General features: G+C 63.7%; 16 protein-coding genes. 8 read left to right on the top strand and 8 right to left on the bottom strand.

The annotated features are described in order from the left end of the window. The first annotated feature begins 214 nt into the window (after positions 1–214). Positions 215–1,318, top strand: a complete 1,104-nt coding sequence (locus LMTR21_RS34735) for an NAD(P)/FAD-dependent oxidoreductase (protein WP_065752016.1) — start codon at positions 215–217, stop codon at positions 1,316–1,318. Between the two features lie 84 nt (positions 1,319–1,402). On the opposite strand, the gene LMTR21_RS34740 is transcribed toward LMTR21_RS34735, so the two are convergent. Further along, the gene (locus LMTR21_RS34740) at positions 1,403–1,588 is read right to left on the bottom strand and encodes a YdcH family protein (RefSeq protein ID WP_057858669.1); all 186 of its coding nucleotides are present in this window, start codon (positions 1,586–1,588) and stop codon (positions 1,403–1,405) included. Between the two features lie 241 nt (positions 1,589–1,829). Here LMTR21_RS34740 and LMTR21_RS34745 point away from each other — a divergent pair, with 241 nt between their 5' ends. The 3 genes from LMTR21_RS34745 (at position 1,830) to LMTR21_RS34755 (ending at position 2,721) form a co-directional block, all read left to right on the top strand. Further along, positions 1,830–2,036 (top strand): YdcH family protein, encoded by a 207-nt coding sequence (locus tag LMTR21_RS34745; protein WP_027538800.1) that lies wholly within the window; start codon positions 1,830–1,832, stop codon positions 2,034–2,036. A gap of 197 nt (positions 2,037–2,233) precedes the next feature. Beyond that, positions 2,234–2,446: a hypothetical protein gene (locus LMTR21_RS34750; protein ID WP_065752017.1), complete on the top strand. Its 213-nt coding sequence runs from the start codon at positions 2,234–2,236 to the stop codon at positions 2,444–2,446. Between the two features lie 23 nt (positions 2,447–2,469). Beyond that, positions 2,470–2,721, top strand: a complete 252-nt coding sequence (locus LMTR21_RS34755) for a hypothetical protein (protein WP_057838467.1) — start codon at positions 2,470–2,472, stop codon at positions 2,719–2,721. Between the two features lie 46 nt (positions 2,722–2,767). On the opposite strand, the gene LMTR21_RS34760 is transcribed toward LMTR21_RS34755, so the two are convergent. Continuing rightward, positions 2,768–3,451: a GGDEF domain-containing protein gene (locus LMTR21_RS34760; RefSeq protein ID WP_065752018.1), complete on the bottom strand. Its 684-nt coding sequence runs from the start codon at positions 3,449–3,451 to the stop codon at positions 2,768–2,770. Between the two features lie 151 nt (positions 3,452–3,602). On the opposite strand from LMTR21_RS34760, the gene purE reads away from it, so the two are divergent. Further along, positions 3,603–4,091, top strand: coding sequence for a 5-(carboxyamino)imidazole ribonucleotide mutase (gene purE, locus LMTR21_RS34765; protein ID WP_065752019.1), 489 nt, complete (start codon positions 3,603–3,605; stop codon positions 4,089–4,091). Next, on the top strand, positions 4,088–5,191 hold the full coding sequence (locus LMTR21_RS34770; RefSeq protein WP_065752020.1) for a 5-(carboxyamino)imidazole ribonucleotide synthase: 1,104 nt from the start codon (positions 4,088–4,090) through the stop codon (positions 5,189–5,191). The genes purE and LMTR21_RS34770 overlap by 4 nt, the downstream gene beginning before the upstream one ends. Positions 5,192–5,222: 31 nt before the next feature. Here LMTR21_RS34770 and aqpZ read toward each other — a convergent pair whose 3' ends face one another. After that, positions 5,223–5,945, bottom strand: a complete 723-nt coding sequence (gene aqpZ / locus LMTR21_RS34775) for an aquaporin Z (protein WP_065752021.1) — start codon at positions 5,943–5,945, stop codon at positions 5,223–5,225. A gap of 254 nt (positions 5,946–6,199) precedes the next feature. Between aqpZ and rpsU the strand changes: the two genes are divergently transcribed. Together rpsU and LMTR21_RS34785 are read left to right on the top strand one after the other, a co-directional pair. Then, positions 6,200–6,505 carry a 30S ribosomal protein S21 gene (gene rpsU / locus LMTR21_RS34780; protein ID WP_057838472.1) on the top strand — a complete coding sequence of 102 codons (306 nt, stop codon included), beginning with the start codon at positions 6,200–6,202 and terminating at the stop codon, positions 6,503–6,505. A 264-nt stretch (positions 6,506–6,769) separates the two neighbouring features. After that, the gene (locus tag LMTR21_RS34785) at positions 6,770–7,414 is read left to right on the top strand and encodes a tetratricopeptide repeat protein (RefSeq protein ID WP_084030519.1); all 645 of its coding nucleotides are present in this window, start codon (positions 6,770–6,772) and stop codon (positions 7,412–7,414) included. A 115-nt stretch (positions 7,415–7,529) separates the two neighbouring features. Here the strand turns inward: LMTR21_RS34785 and LMTR21_RS34790 are convergent, their stop codons facing one another. From LMTR21_RS34790 to LMTR21_RS34810, 5 genes are all read right to left on the bottom strand, one after another. Then, entirely contained in the window at positions 7,530–8,588 is a 1,059-nt protein-coding gene (locus LMTR21_RS34790; protein ID WP_065752022.1) for a hypothetical protein, read from the bottom strand. Positions 8,589–8,783: 195 nt separating this feature from the next. After that, positions 8,784–9,068, bottom strand: coding sequence for a cupin domain-containing protein (locus LMTR21_RS34795; RefSeq protein ID WP_065752023.1), 285 nt, complete (start codon positions 9,066–9,068; stop codon positions 8,784–8,786). A 20-nt stretch (positions 9,069–9,088) separates the two neighbouring features. Continuing rightward, positions 9,089–10,189, bottom strand: a complete 1,101-nt coding sequence (locus LMTR21_RS34800) for a calcium:cation antiporter (protein ID WP_065752024.1) — start codon at positions 10,187–10,189, stop codon at positions 9,089–9,091. Positions 10,190–10,193: 4 nt separating this feature from the next. Further along, positions 10,194–11,045, bottom strand: a complete 852-nt coding sequence (locus LMTR21_RS34805; RefSeq protein ID WP_065752025.1) for an alpha/beta hydrolase — start codon at positions 11,043–11,045, stop codon at positions 10,194–10,196. A gap of 18 nt (positions 11,046–11,063) precedes the next feature. Next, positions 11,064–12,461, bottom strand: a complete 1,398-nt coding sequence (locus LMTR21_RS34810) for an NAD(P)(+) transhydrogenase (Re/Si-specific) subunit beta (protein ID WP_065752026.1) — start codon at positions 12,459–12,461, stop codon at positions 11,064–11,066. Between the last annotated feature and the right edge of the window lie 13 nt (positions 12,462–12,474).

Genomic DNA, 12,474 nt, shown 5'->3' on the forward strand with positions numbered 1-12,474 from the left:
TTGGATCGGGTAAACGCCTACCCGTGCAATTCTAAAATATGACCCAAATTACGGCAATTGGCCTGACATGATTAATGCTTTACTAACGGGACTGCGTCGGCGGCGTATGTCGAGAAAAACCAACGGGTTGTTCGACGGCTTCAACGGACGAAGCTGTCATCACCGAGCGTGGCAAGCGCCGACTCCCGCGCCAGATTTCCGGGCCTGAAGCAGCATGGACAAGGTCGATTGCGTCGTCATCGGAGCGGGGGTAGTCGGGCTCGCGATCGCGCGGCGCCTGGCCCAGGCGGGCCGCGAAGTGATCGTGCTCGAGGCCGCCGAGGGCATCGGCACCATCACCTCCTCGCGCAACAGCGAGGTGATCCACGCCGGCATCTATTACCGTGCCGGCAGCCTGATGGCGCAGATGTGCGTCAACGGCAAGCACGCGCTCTACCAGTATTGCCACGACCACGGCATCCCGCACCGCAATTGCGGCAAGCTGATCGTGGCGACGACGCCCAAGGAAACCGAAAAGCTGCAATCGATCCGCGCCCATGCGCAAGCCAATGGCGTCGACGACATGCAATTGTTGACGGGCAAAGCGGCACGCGAACTGGAGCCGGCGCTGAATTGCGATGCGGCGCTGCTTTCGCCGTCCACCGGCATCATTGACAGCCATGCCTACATGCTGGCGTTGCGGGGCGATGCGGAAGAAGCCGGCGCGGCTTACGCGTTTCACACTCCGCTGCTGCATGCCCGAGCCAATGCCGGCCGCATCGAAATCGAAGCCGGCGGCGATGCGCCGATGACGCTGGCGTGCAGCCTGCTCGTCAATTCGGCAGGCTTGAGCGCGCCCGCGGTCGCGCGCAGCATCGAGGGCATGCCGATCGAAATGATTCCCTGCGCCTATCTGGCCAAGGGCAATTATTTCAGCTGCAGCGCGCGAGCGCCGTTTTCACGCCTGATCTATCCGGTGCCGGAGCCCGGCGGGCTGGGCGTGCACCTTACGCTCGACATGGCCGGACAGGCCCGGTTCGGCCCCGACGTCGAATGGGTCGAGAGCATCGACTATGCGGTGGACCCTGCCCGCGCCGAGCGATTCTATCCCGCGATCCGGCGCTACTGGCCAACGCTGCCGGACGGCGCGCTGATGCCGAGCTATTCCGGAATCCGGCCGAAGATCGTGCCGCCGGCCGTCGCCACACAGGACTTTCTGATCCAGGGCCCTGCCGATCATGGCGTGGCCGGATTGATCAACCTGTTCGGTATCGAATCGCCAGGGCTGACGTCGTCGCTCGCGATCGCCGATCATGTCGGCACGCTGGCCGAACGCTGAACGGGACACACAAAACATCATCAACCCGATGAGCGCTTTTGCGCCCATCGGCTGTGTGGCGTTTCGAATACTCTGTGGGACTGATTAGTGGAGGGTTTCGTCGGCGGTTTGTTTCAACCGCTCGATCTGGTCCTTGACCATTAGCTTGCGGCGCTTCAACTCGACAATTTGCAGGTCGTCTGTGGAAAGGTGCACGAGCGCTTCGTGCAATTCGTTCTCGAGGATCTTGTGTTTACGTTCAAGTTCAACAAGATGCGCCTGTAGAGCCATACGAAATCTCCTCGGTGGGTGAAACCTCAGATTCGATCCGGACGGCGGAGTGTACACCAGCCTTGGAATCTGTCGATGGGATTTCCAGAAGCGGGCCTCCTCATATTTTTGGATTTATCTGTAACCAATCGTGACTATGGAACCGGGTCAGCTTGCGGAGCGGGCTCGCAACGACGATATTCACCGCCAGCCTTCGAAGAATCCGTTCGCAACCTGATCGCGCTTTCAGCTAACGTACACCATGACCGACGAAGATGAGCGCGAGCTTGAAAACGAGCTCGCCCGCCTGCAGCAGGAGCATCGCGATCTCGATGCGGCGATCGACGCGCTGCATCAGTCGCCGGCACCGGACTTGTTACGGCTGCAACGACTGAAGAAGCGCAAACTGCAATTGCGCGACCGCATCGCCTTCATCGAAGATCAGATCACGCCTGACATCATCGCCTGATCGTTGCGCCAGTTCGGCGCGCAAAATCGTCAGCGTTTCGGCAGATCCTTTTCCCCGACATCCACACACGCCGCAGTGCTGCGAGAGGCCTGCGGTGCTCGACCGGAAAAACAAACCAACCGGTCGGCGGATGAGACTTGACTCTATGAGAACAAAAGAAGAACATACGTCCCTGCCGCCAGCCTCGGGAGTCCGCCATGTCCGCCCCACCGCCCCTGTCCGACAACAACCGCTACGAGCAGGCCTGCGACCAGGCCATCGCGATGTGCGACGGCAATCTGCGCTCGACCATCAAGGCGCTGATCATGGCGAACGAGTATCTGGAAATCGAGCTGGAGGAATTGCAGGCGGCCATCGCCGCCGGCTGCGTGCCGGCGAGAGCCTCCCGTGTGGAGAGCGACGCCGCCTGATCATTCAAACCCGGAGCAAGACAATGGCTGATGTCACCTACTACGTCGCAATGCCATTCCTGCAGGACGATAGCGGCTCGCCGGTGGCGGGCGCCGCGGAAGAATGCCAGAGCCCGACCACCGCGTTGCGCCGTGCCGAGACGATGTCGCGGATGGCCGGCAGCATCGGCGCCGTCGCCTTCAGCCGCAGCGGCGATCCCATGCTCGGCGAATTCGGCGATGCGAAACTGCTGCACAAGTTCGGCAACGTGCCGGACGATCTCAGCGGGTTGTAGGGCTAGTCGTCACGAAGCCAACGGCCTGCAATGACAGCTTGCGGCTTCACGACGCCTCATGCCGCCGTAGCGCCTTGCGCACATACATGGCGCTGTCGGCCGCTTCCAGTGCGCGCCCGGCTTCGGAGTGGGTATCGAGAACGGAGACGCCTGCGGAGGCGCCTGCGGTGATGGTACGGCCATCGAACACGAAGGTGAGGCGATCGATCGCTTCTTCAAGCGCGGCCGCCTTGGCCCTGGCGTCGGTCTCGCTGAGATTCCAGAGCAACAGCGCGAACTCGTCACCGCCGAGCCGGCCGACCACGTCGGAAGCGCGCACCTGCGCCAGCAGCGCTGTGACAATGGCCTTGAGCACCTGATCGCCCGCAGCGTGTCCGAAGGTGTCGTTGATCGGCTTCAAGCGATCGACGTCGAGCACGACCAGGGCGCCAGAGGCGCGGTAGCGTTTGATGTAGGCGATCGCGCGGTTGAGCTCGCGCTCGAAGCCGCGCCGGTTCGGGATACCCAGCAGGAAGTCGGTATCGGCGGAGGCCTGAAGTTCCTCGATCTGCGCCTGCGTCTGGGCGAGTTGCACCTTCAGCCGGCGAATCGTCGCCTTGGTGTCGTTGGAGGCGGCCGGCGGCCGGGAGGGCGGTGCCGACGATCGCCGCGGTGCAGATTTTCGCCCGGAAGCCGCGCTTTTGGGGCGTTTTCCGGCCCTGGAGGCGGTCGCCCTGGTTCTTTTCTTCATGGCCTTCCCTGTGCAGGCACGCTTATGAAGGCTTGCCGGGATTCACCAAGACAGGATAGTCCATTCCTGATCCCTTGCCACGCCTTGGATGAACCCCTGGCCGATCCTATAATCGGCCTATGTTTCTGGATTCCCGAACAGAATTGACAAGATGACCGCACCGATCGCCATCATTATGGGCAGCCAGTCCGACTGGGAGACCATGCGCCACGCGGCCGAGACCCTGGCCGCACTCGGGGTCGACTGCGAAAAACGCATCGTTTCCGCCCACCGGACTCCGGACCGGCTGTTTGCCTTTGCCAAGGGCGCCAAGGCCGCCGGCTTCAAGGTGATCATCGCCGGCGCCGGCGGCGCGGCGCATCTGCCCGGCATGGCGGCGGCGCTGACCGAACTGCCCGTCTTCGGCGTTCCCGTCGAATCCAAGGCGCTGTCCGGTGTCGATTCGCTGTACTCGATCGTGCAGATGCCGGCCGGCGTTCCCGTCGGCACGCTGGCGATCGGCAAGGCCGGCGCCATCAACGCCGCCCTGCTCGCGGCCGCCGTGCTGGCGCTGAATGACGCACCGCTCGCGGGCCGGCTCGCCGCCTGGCGCAAGCAGCAGACCGACGCGGTCAAGGAGCGTCCGGAGGGTTCGGCGTGACGGCTTCAGGCAAGGTGAAGCTGAAGCCGGGCGACACCATCGGAATTCTCGGCGGCGGACAATTGGGCCGGATGCTGGCCATGGCGGCAGCGCGCCTTGGCCTCAAATGCCAGGTGTTTTCGCCGGACCCGGACTCGCCCGCCTTCGACGTGGTGCTGAACGCGACCTGCGCCGAATATGCCGACGTCGAGGCGCTCGAGTTGTTCGCCAACGATGTCGACGTCATCACCTATGAATTCGAGAACGTACCGGCCGCCACCGCCATGGTGCTGGATGCGCGGCGTCCCGTGCTGCCGGCGCAGAAGATCCTGGAAACCACGCAGGACCGCCTGATCGAAAAGGATTTCGTCAAGCGGCTCGGCATCGGCACCGCCGACTATGCCGACGTATCGTCGGTGGAAACCCTGCAGACCGCCATTACCCGCATCGGCCTTCCCGCCGTGATCAAGACCCGCCGCTTCGGTTACGACGGCAAGGGCCAGGCGATCATCCGCGAGGGCGATGATCCGGCTCAAGTCTGGGAAGACCTCGGCACCAAATCCGCGATCCTCGAAGCCTTCGTTCCCTACGAGCGCGAGGTCTCCGTGATCGCCGCGCGCGGAGCCGACGGCACGGTCGAGTGTTACGACGTCACCGAAAACGAGCACCGCGATCACATCCTGAAATTCTCGCGGGTTCCGGCGGCGATTTCAGATGAGCTGGCGGCGCAGGCGCGTGCCGTCGCCGAGAAGATCGCCCATGCGCTCGACTATGTCGGCGTGCTCGGGGTCGAGTTGTTCGTCGTTGCCGGAAATGGCGGACCGCACGTGCTGGTCAACGAGATTGCGCCGCGGGTGCATAATTCCGGGCACTGGACGCTGGACGGCGCCTCGGTCTCGCAATTCGAGCAGCATATCCGCGCGATCGCCGGCTGGCCGCTCGCCAAGCCGGTTCGGCACGGCGCGGTCGTCATGACCAACCTGATCGGCGACGATATCCTCGACTACGAGCAGTGGCTGACGGTTCCCGGCGCCACCGTGCACCTCTACGGCAAAGGCCCGCCGCGGCCGGGCCGCAAGATGGGCCATGTCACCGAAGTGGTCCCGGCGAGCAACAAATAACGCAGCGCCGCTCGCCGAGCTCGGTCGCAGATCAGGCCGTCCTTACGCCTTCCACGACGCCGACCGGCTCCTCGCTGAGCCAGCGATAGAGCACGCCGCCCAGCGCTCCGCCGATCAGTGGCGCTACCCAGAACATCCAGAGCTGCGCCAACGCCCAGCCGCCGACGAACAGCGCGGGACCCGTGCTGCGCGCCGGATTCACCGACGTGTTGGTGACGGGAATGCTGACGAGGTGGATCATCACCAGCGCGAGGCCAATCGCCAGCGGCGCAAAGCCCGCCGGCGCCTTGCCGTGGGTGGCGCCCATGATGATGAACAGGAACATCATGGTCATCACCACCTCGGTGATGAAGCAGGCCACCATGCCGTACTGGCCGGGCGAATGCGCGTCATAGCCGTTGGAGGCAAAGCCCTTGCTCAGATCGAAGCCGGGCGCACCGCTTGCGATCACATAGAGCACGCCTGCGGCAACGATCGCGCCAATCACCTGCGCGATCACATAAGGCAGGATCTGACCGGTCGGAAAGCGGCCGCCGGCGGCGAGGCCGACCGTCACGGCGGGATTGAGATGGCAGCCGGAAATGTGTCCGATCGCATAGGCCATGGTCACGACGCTCAGCCCGAACGCCAGAGACACACCGACCAGGCCTATCCCGACCTGCGGAAAGCCGGCGGCAATGACCGCGCTGCCGCACCCCGCAAAAGTGAGCCAAAACGTACCGATCGCTTCAGCGGCATATTTTTTGGTATTCATACTCGCCTCCCGCATGTTTTGCGTTCCCGGATGCTAGGGAGGGCCCGTGAGGGGCTCGTTATCTGCGGAAACCGGGCCTGTATTGGCCGAATTCCGCCGATTTTCGTAGCGTCCCCGGGCCCAAAACCGCCTTCTCCGGTGGACATCAGCGGTTTTGTCTGCTACATGCCCGCGCTCAGGGTTGAGGGCCAGGCCTTTCGCCGGCCCTTCACTTTACCAGAATTCCTATCCGATCAATTGAAAGAGGATGCCGCGTGCAGGTTCTCGTTCGCGATAACAATGTCGACCAAGCCCTCAAGGCGCTGAAGAAGAAGATGCAGCGTGAGGGTATTTTCCGCGAGATGAAGCTCCGCGGACATTACGAAAAGCCCTCCGAGAAGAAGGCCCGTGAAAAGGCTGAAGCCGTGCGCCGCGCACGCAAGCTGGCCCGCAAGAAGCTGCAGCGCGAAGGCCTGCTGCCGATGAAGCCGAAGCCGGTGTTCGGCGCCGGTCCCGGCGGCGACCGTGGTGGTGCCGGCGGTCGTGGTGGCCCGGGCGCAGGTCCGCGCGGACCGCGCTGAGCGCGTTCTCCAAGAGATCTGAATTGAAGACGCGGACCTCGGGTCCGCGTTTTTGTTTTTGAGCGCAGGCAAGCCGGCTCGAATGTTGATGTGCGCGCTCCGCCCGGTCGCCCGCATCATTTGCACGCGACGCGGCGACCGAGCCGTCATCCGGAAAACTTTGGATGGCAATCGTCCCGGCCGCGTTGCGGCTATTTTGGGCGATGCATTTTGCGTTTCGGCAGGCTACCAATTACCGCATCGAATCCGAAAGTCTTCCGCTGCATGGCCGTTACGGATTGCAATGCCTGTTCCCGCGCCTCGCGCCTGACGGCCGCATCTGTCGCGCTGCTCGCAACCGTTTTTGCCCTTCCGCTCGTCGGCTGTTCGTTCGACCTGGGATCATGGGGATCGGATAAGGAAAAGCCGCAGGTCCTCGAACAGAAGCCGACCGGCACGATCAGCGGACAAAACGTCAGCGATGCACAAGGCCACGCGGCACGCGGCCAGGCACTCGTCAAGGCGGGCAAGACCGAAGAGGCGCTCGCGGAATTCGACCGCGCGCTCGCACTCGATCCCTACAACGTGCCGGCCCTGTATGGCCGCGGCCTGATCTATCAGGGCGAGAAGCAGCACGAGCAGGCGATCGCGGATTTCACCGCGGCCAATGGCCTGACGCCGCAACGGGTCGAGCCGCTGCTGGCGCGCGCCACCAGCTATCTCGCGATCGACAAGGCCAAGGAAGCCGCTTCCGATCTCGACGAGGCGGTGCAGACCGATCCCAACAGCGCGCAGGCCTGGTCGTCCCGTGGCGTCACCTATGAGCGGCTCGGCGACAAGGCCAAGGCGTTCACATCCTATGGCCGTGCGCTCGCGCTCCGGCCCAAGGATGAAGCCGCGCGAAGCGGGCTTGCGCGCACCGGCGGTTAACTCTCCCGGATTGACATCTCGCTGCAGTCCGGCCTGACACGCTTTCGCGCGCGAGAAAACAAAAGCCTCCGGATTAATCCGAGGGCATGCGTCGCGTGAAACACTATGGGTTGGATTACCTCGGCAGCACCGAGTGGAAGATCGACTTCGCGGTCGACAGCGCGTCCTCGGCAGCCGCCGTGGCGCGTTCGCGCACCGAAGGTTCTCCGACTTCGGCTCGCAGATCGAGCGGACGCGAGACGGGAATATCGGCCGGCGGGGTCGGGCGGTTCGGGTCGACGGCCTCGGCATAAGGCGGACGCGGCTGCAACGAGCGCTGAGCAGACGAAGCCTGACCGAACGGCTCACCGGCGGGCGAGCCCGAGACCATGATCGGCGGCGGCAGCGGACGAAGCGCGGGCGCATTCGTGACGGCAGGCGCATGCGTGACGGCAGGCGCATGCGTGACCGCCGGCGCAGCCGCGACCACGGGCGCATTCGCGACCTTCGGCGCCTCGGGAGCGCGGGCAGGCTCGGCGACGCGCGGTGAGGTTTCGCCGTTGGCGCGCAGGCGCTCGATCGCGGCACGCGCCAGATCGTTTGCATCGCGGCGTTCCTCCGGCGCAGCCGAAGTCTCGATCGGGGCGGTCGGCGCGGCCGCCGCAACCGGAGCCGGCGAAGAATTCACAGGCTGGATGGGCGACGGCAGCACGACCCGGATCTTTTCTTTCTCGCGCGGCGCCGCAGCATGACGACGATCGGCGTCAGCGGGGCTTTCGGCCGATTTCACGTCGGACTTGTTCGCGTCAGACTTGTTCGTATCGGACTTATTCGAATCAGATTTGGCGTCGGCTTTGGCCTCAACCTTTTCGTCGGCCTTCTGGGCCTTCTCGGCGACCGCCGGCCGTTCGGCAGCGGTCTTCTCCATGACAGCCTTCTCGGAGATGCCGCGCGCCTTGACGCCTGCGGCCGGCAGATTGCTGGCCATGCTCTCGGCCGGCTTGGCATCAGACTTTGTATCGGATTTAGCTTCGGCCTTGCCGTCCCCCTTGGGGGTGGCGGGCGATACCGCCGCAGCGGGAGGAGCGTCTGCGGGCTTGCTCACGATGTAGTGGTTGACGATGTACGCCCCGATGACGGTCGCAGCCACCGAAGGGAAGATGTCCACCGCAAATTTCTTGAGGTAATTCAGCATTCAGGGCACTCCCCACGGGTCCCTCAATTGCCGGAACTTTGAGGCACATTCAGGGATCAACTGCGACGGATCGGTGGCAACTCAGCAGTTCCTGTGCAGGCGCGGCGGAACCCGCTTGCGTCTGCCCCTCTCCAGGCCGCAACGCAGCATACGGCGTCCCTGCCCGGCGAAGCAACCTGGACCTGAGGTGGAGGGTCAGGGCTTCAGCTCGATCTCCAGAAACACGATCTCGCTGTTCGTCTCGTTCAGCACGTCGTGCTGGACACCGGCTTTCCGGAAATAGGATTTGCCGGCTCCGAGCTGTGCCTTGGTGCGCTCGCCGTTGGGCGCGACGATGGTCATCTCGCCCGAGGTTACCGGCACGATCACGTAATCCATCTCGTGGGTGTGATGGCCGGTGGCGCTGCCCGGCGCCAGCCGCCATTCGGTGACGCGGACTTCCGGGGTATCAACCTGAATGTCGGATTTGGCGGCGAGCATGTCGGTTTGCTCCAATGGAACTACGGCACGAATACCATGAACAGGAACACGGCGAACACCACCATATGTACCAGCCCGAACAGGATGTTGGTCCGGCCGGTGCCAAAGGTGAGCATGCTGATGACGAAAGTCAGCATCAGCAGCACCATCTCCTGGGTGTTGAGCCCGAGGACCAGCGGCGGCTTGTCGAACACGTAGGCGGCAACCGCGACGGCCGGGATCGTCAGCCCGATGGTGGCGAGCGAGGAGCCGAGTGCGAGATTGATGCTCTTTTGCAGGTAGTTCTTCCGGGCGGCCCCAATGGCCGCGACGCTTTCCGGCAACAGGACCAGCACCGCTACCAGCACGCCGGCAAAGGCCGGCGGCGCGCCGATCATCGCGGTCACGACATCGACCACCAGCGAGAATTTCTTCGCCAGCAGCACCACTGCCAGCAGCGACACCAGAAGCAGCGCGACGCTCAGCGCGAGCATCCGGTTCGACAGCGGCGCTTCGCCATGTGCCGCATCCCCACCACTGCTGACGAAATAATCGCTATGGCGGATGGTCTGGGTATAGAGGAATACGCCGTAGAGGACGAGCGTGACGACGCTGACGAACCCGAGCTGCGCCATCGAATAGACCGGGCCCGGCGTGGTCAGCGTATAGTTCGGCAGCACCAGCGTTATCGTTGCCAGCACGAACAGCACGCTGAGGTAAAGATTGGCGCCGGAAACCTGGAAATCCTGCTCGCGATAGCGCAGCCCACCGATGAAGATGCAGAGGCCGACCAGCCCATTGCATACGATCATCACGACCGCAAACACAGTGTCGCGCGCCAGCGCCGGCACCGGCTTCACGCCGAGCATGATGGTCGAGATCAGCGCGACCTCGATGATGGTGACCGCTAACGTCAGCAGCAACGTGCCGTACGGTTCGCCTACCCGCTCGGCGATCACCTCGGCATGGTGCACAGCTGCGAACACCGTGCCGAACAGAATCGCCAGCAGCACGGCCGCGAACAGCAGCCCACCGGCCGACGGCGTAAAGTCGAGCCCAAGGACGGTGGCCACGGCAAACAGCAGCACCGCCAGCGCAGGGAAGATCCAGGCCGATCGCGGCATCGGTCCGTGTGCGCTCATGCGGTCAGGTTCCCAACCGGTTCGGGGGCGAAAGCCGTCCCTGCATCGACGACCCCTTTGCAAGGTTTATGAAATTCCGCGCGATTTCAATCGCGCCGAAATTGTCCAGGTCGTTATGACCGCCGCGGGCGAGGCGGACGAACCGTTTCGGCTCGTTCGCCAGCGCAAACAGCCGTTCACCAAACACAACGGGTATCGTGGGATCGAGCGCGCCATGCATCACGAGCAGCGGAACCCTGATCCGGGGAATGCGCTGGTCCGAGTGGAACCGGTCACGGATCAATAGCCGCACCGGTGCAAACCAGAACGCCGACGCGGCGACGTCCGCGATGGACGTATAGGGAGCTTCCAGAATCAACTTTCCGACCGGCTGTTCGGCCGCCACCGCGACAGCCAGGCCGGTGCCGAGGGAAAATCCCCACGTAACTATTCTGTCCGTGCTGTATCGCGTTGCCGTGAAGGCATAGGCGACCGCGGCATCCAGCAGTAACCCCTGCTCGCTTGGCTGCCCGCTGGAGCCCGCATAACCGCGGTAGGAGAGCGCGACGATCCCGATCCCGTCGGCGATCAGGCCGCGAAAGCGGCCGAAGAAACCGGCGAGATAATCGCCATTGCCATGGAAGTAGAGGACGACCGGACGCCCGGGTCTCGCCGGAACATGCCAGACGATGACCCTCTCGCCATCAGCCGTGGCCAGGACATGTTCCTCGGCTTCGGGAAAGCCCGCCGCGGCGGGCGCCGTGCGCGCGCTTGTCGGAGCGGGATACAGGACGGCGCGCTGCGCGAAGAACAGCGCAAGCAGAACAGAGACATAACCCGCCGAAACGATGATCAGCAGCCATTTCAGCGCGGTCATGAATTTCCTTCGATCGCGTTACATCCCCTTGACGATATTCTCGGTGACCTTCTTGGCGTCACCAAGGAGCATCATGGTGTTGTCGCGATAGAACAGCGGATTGTCGATGCCGGCATAACCAGACGCCAGCGAGCGCTTGATGAACATCACGGTGCCGGCCTTCCAGACCTGCAGCACCGGCATGCCGTAGATCGGCGAGGTCTTGTCTTCTTCCGCCGCCGGGTTGGTGACGTCGTTGGCGCCGATCACGAAGGCGATGTCGGCCTGGGCGAATTCGGAGTTGATGTCCTCGAGCTCGAACACCTCGTCATAGGGCACGTTGGCCTCGGCGAGCAGCACGTTCATGTGGCCGGGCATGCGGCCCGCCACCGGGTGAATCGCGTACTTCACCTCGACGCCTTCCTTTTTCAACAGGTCGGCCATCTCGCGCAACGCGTGCTGCGCCTGCGCCACCGCCATGCCGTAGCCGGGCACGATGATGACCTTCGAGGCGTTCTTCATGATGAAGGCGGCATCGTCGGCCGAGCCGAGTTTTGCCGGCTTCTGTTCGCCGGAACCGCCGCCCGCTGCCGCCGTCTCGCCGCCGAAGCCGCCGAGGATGACCGAGATGAAGGAACGGTTCATCGCGTGGCACATGATGTAGGACAGGATCGCGCCCGAGGAACCGACCAGCGCGCCGGTGATGATCAGCGCGGAATTGCCGAGCGTGAAGCCGATGCCGGCAGCGGCCCAGCCGGAATAGGAGTTCAGCATCGAGATCACGACCGGCATGTCGGCGCCGCCGATCGGAATGATCATGAGGACGCCGAGCACCAGCGCGATGATGACGATCAGCCAGAAGTCGAGCGCGCTTCCGGACAGAACCAGACCGACGATGAAGAACACCAGCGCGAGCGCCAGCACAATGTTGATGGCGTGGCGGTACGGCAGGATGATCGGTGCACCGCTCATGCGTGCCGACAGCTTCAGGAACGCGATCACCGAGCCGGTGAAGGTCAGCGCGCCGATGGCGACGCCAAGCGACATTTCGATGAGGCTGTGGGCATGGATGTGGCCGGGCGTTCCGATGTCGAAGGCTTCAGGCGCATAGAACGCGCCGGCCGCCACCAGCACCGCGGCCATGCCGACCAGCGAGTGGAAGGCCGCAACCAGTTCCGGCATCGAGGTCATCGGCACGCGGCGGGCGATCACCGCGCCGATGGCGGCACCGATCGCGATGCCGAGAATGACGAGGATCCAGGCGAAAGTGTCAGCCGGCGGATGGTTGGCGAGCGTGGTGGCGACCGCAATCGCCATGCCGATCATGCCGAACAGATTGCCCTGCCGGGAGCTCGCAGGACTGGACAGGCCGCGAAGCGACAGGATGAACAGCACACCCGCCACGAGATACAATATTGCAGACAGATTGGCGTTCATCTCAGGTCCCCAT

This window comes from Bradyrhizobium paxllaeri, assembly GCF_001693515.2.
Taxonomy (GTDB): Bacteria; Pseudomonadota; Alphaproteobacteria; order Rhizobiales; family Xanthobacteraceae; genus Bradyrhizobium; species Bradyrhizobium paxllaeri.

What these genes read in the sequence shown, in the direction of transcription:
- LMTR21_RS34750 (WP_065752017.1), top strand. Translation starts at nt 2,234, where the DNA reads ATGTCCGCCCCACCGCCCCTGTCCGACAACAACCGCTACGAGCAGGCC.
- aqpZ (WP_065752021.1), bottom strand. Translation starts at nt 5,945, where the DNA reads ATGAATACCAAAAAATATGCCGCTGAAGCGATCGGTACGTTTTGGCTC.
- LMTR21_RS34740 (WP_057858669.1), bottom strand. Translation starts at nt 1,588, where the DNA reads ATGGCTCTACAGGCGCATCTTGTTGAACTTGAACGTAAACACAAGATC.
- LMTR21_RS34785 (WP_084030519.1), top strand. Translation starts at nt 6,770, where the DNA reads ATGGCCGTTACGGATTGCAATGCCTGTTCCCGCGCCTCGCGCCTGACG.
- LMTR21_RS34790 (WP_065752022.1), bottom strand. Translation starts at nt 8,588, where the DNA reads ATGCTGAATTACCTCAAGAAATTTGCGGTGGACATCTTCCCTTCGGTG.
- LMTR21_RS34735 (WP_065752016.1), top strand. Translation starts at nt 215, where the DNA reads ATGGACAAGGTCGATTGCGTCGTCATCGGAGCGGGGGTAGTCGGGCTC.
- LMTR21_RS34755 (WP_057838467.1), top strand. Translation starts at nt 2,470, where the DNA reads ATGGCTGATGTCACCTACTACGTCGCAATGCCATTCCTGCAGGACGAT.
- LMTR21_RS34795 (WP_065752023.1), bottom strand. Translation starts at nt 9,068, where the DNA reads ATGCTCGCCGCCAAATCCGACATTCAGGTTGATACCCCGGAAGTCCGC.
- LMTR21_RS34805 (WP_065752025.1), bottom strand. Translation starts at nt 11,045, where the DNA reads ATGACCGCGCTGAAATGGCTGCTGATCATCGTTTCGGCGGGTTATGTC.
- LMTR21_RS34810 (WP_065752026.1), bottom strand. Translation starts at nt 12,461, where the DNA reads ATGAACGCCAATCTGTCTGCAATATTGTATCTCGTGGCGGGTGTGCTG.
- LMTR21_RS34800 (WP_065752024.1), bottom strand. Translation starts at nt 10,189, where the DNA reads ATGAGCGCACACGGACCGATGCCGCGATCGGCCTGGATCTTCCCTGCG.
- LMTR21_RS34760 (WP_065752018.1), bottom strand. Translation starts at nt 3,451, where the DNA reads ATGAAGAAAAGAACCAGGGCGACCGCCTCCAGGGCCGGAAAACGCCCC.
- LMTR21_RS34745 (WP_027538800.1), top strand. Translation starts at nt 1,830, where the DNA reads ATGACCGACGAAGATGAGCGCGAGCTTGAAAACGAGCTCGCCCGCCTG.
- purE (WP_065752019.1), top strand. Translation starts at nt 3,603, where the DNA reads ATGACCGCACCGATCGCCATCATTATGGGCAGCCAGTCCGACTGGGAG.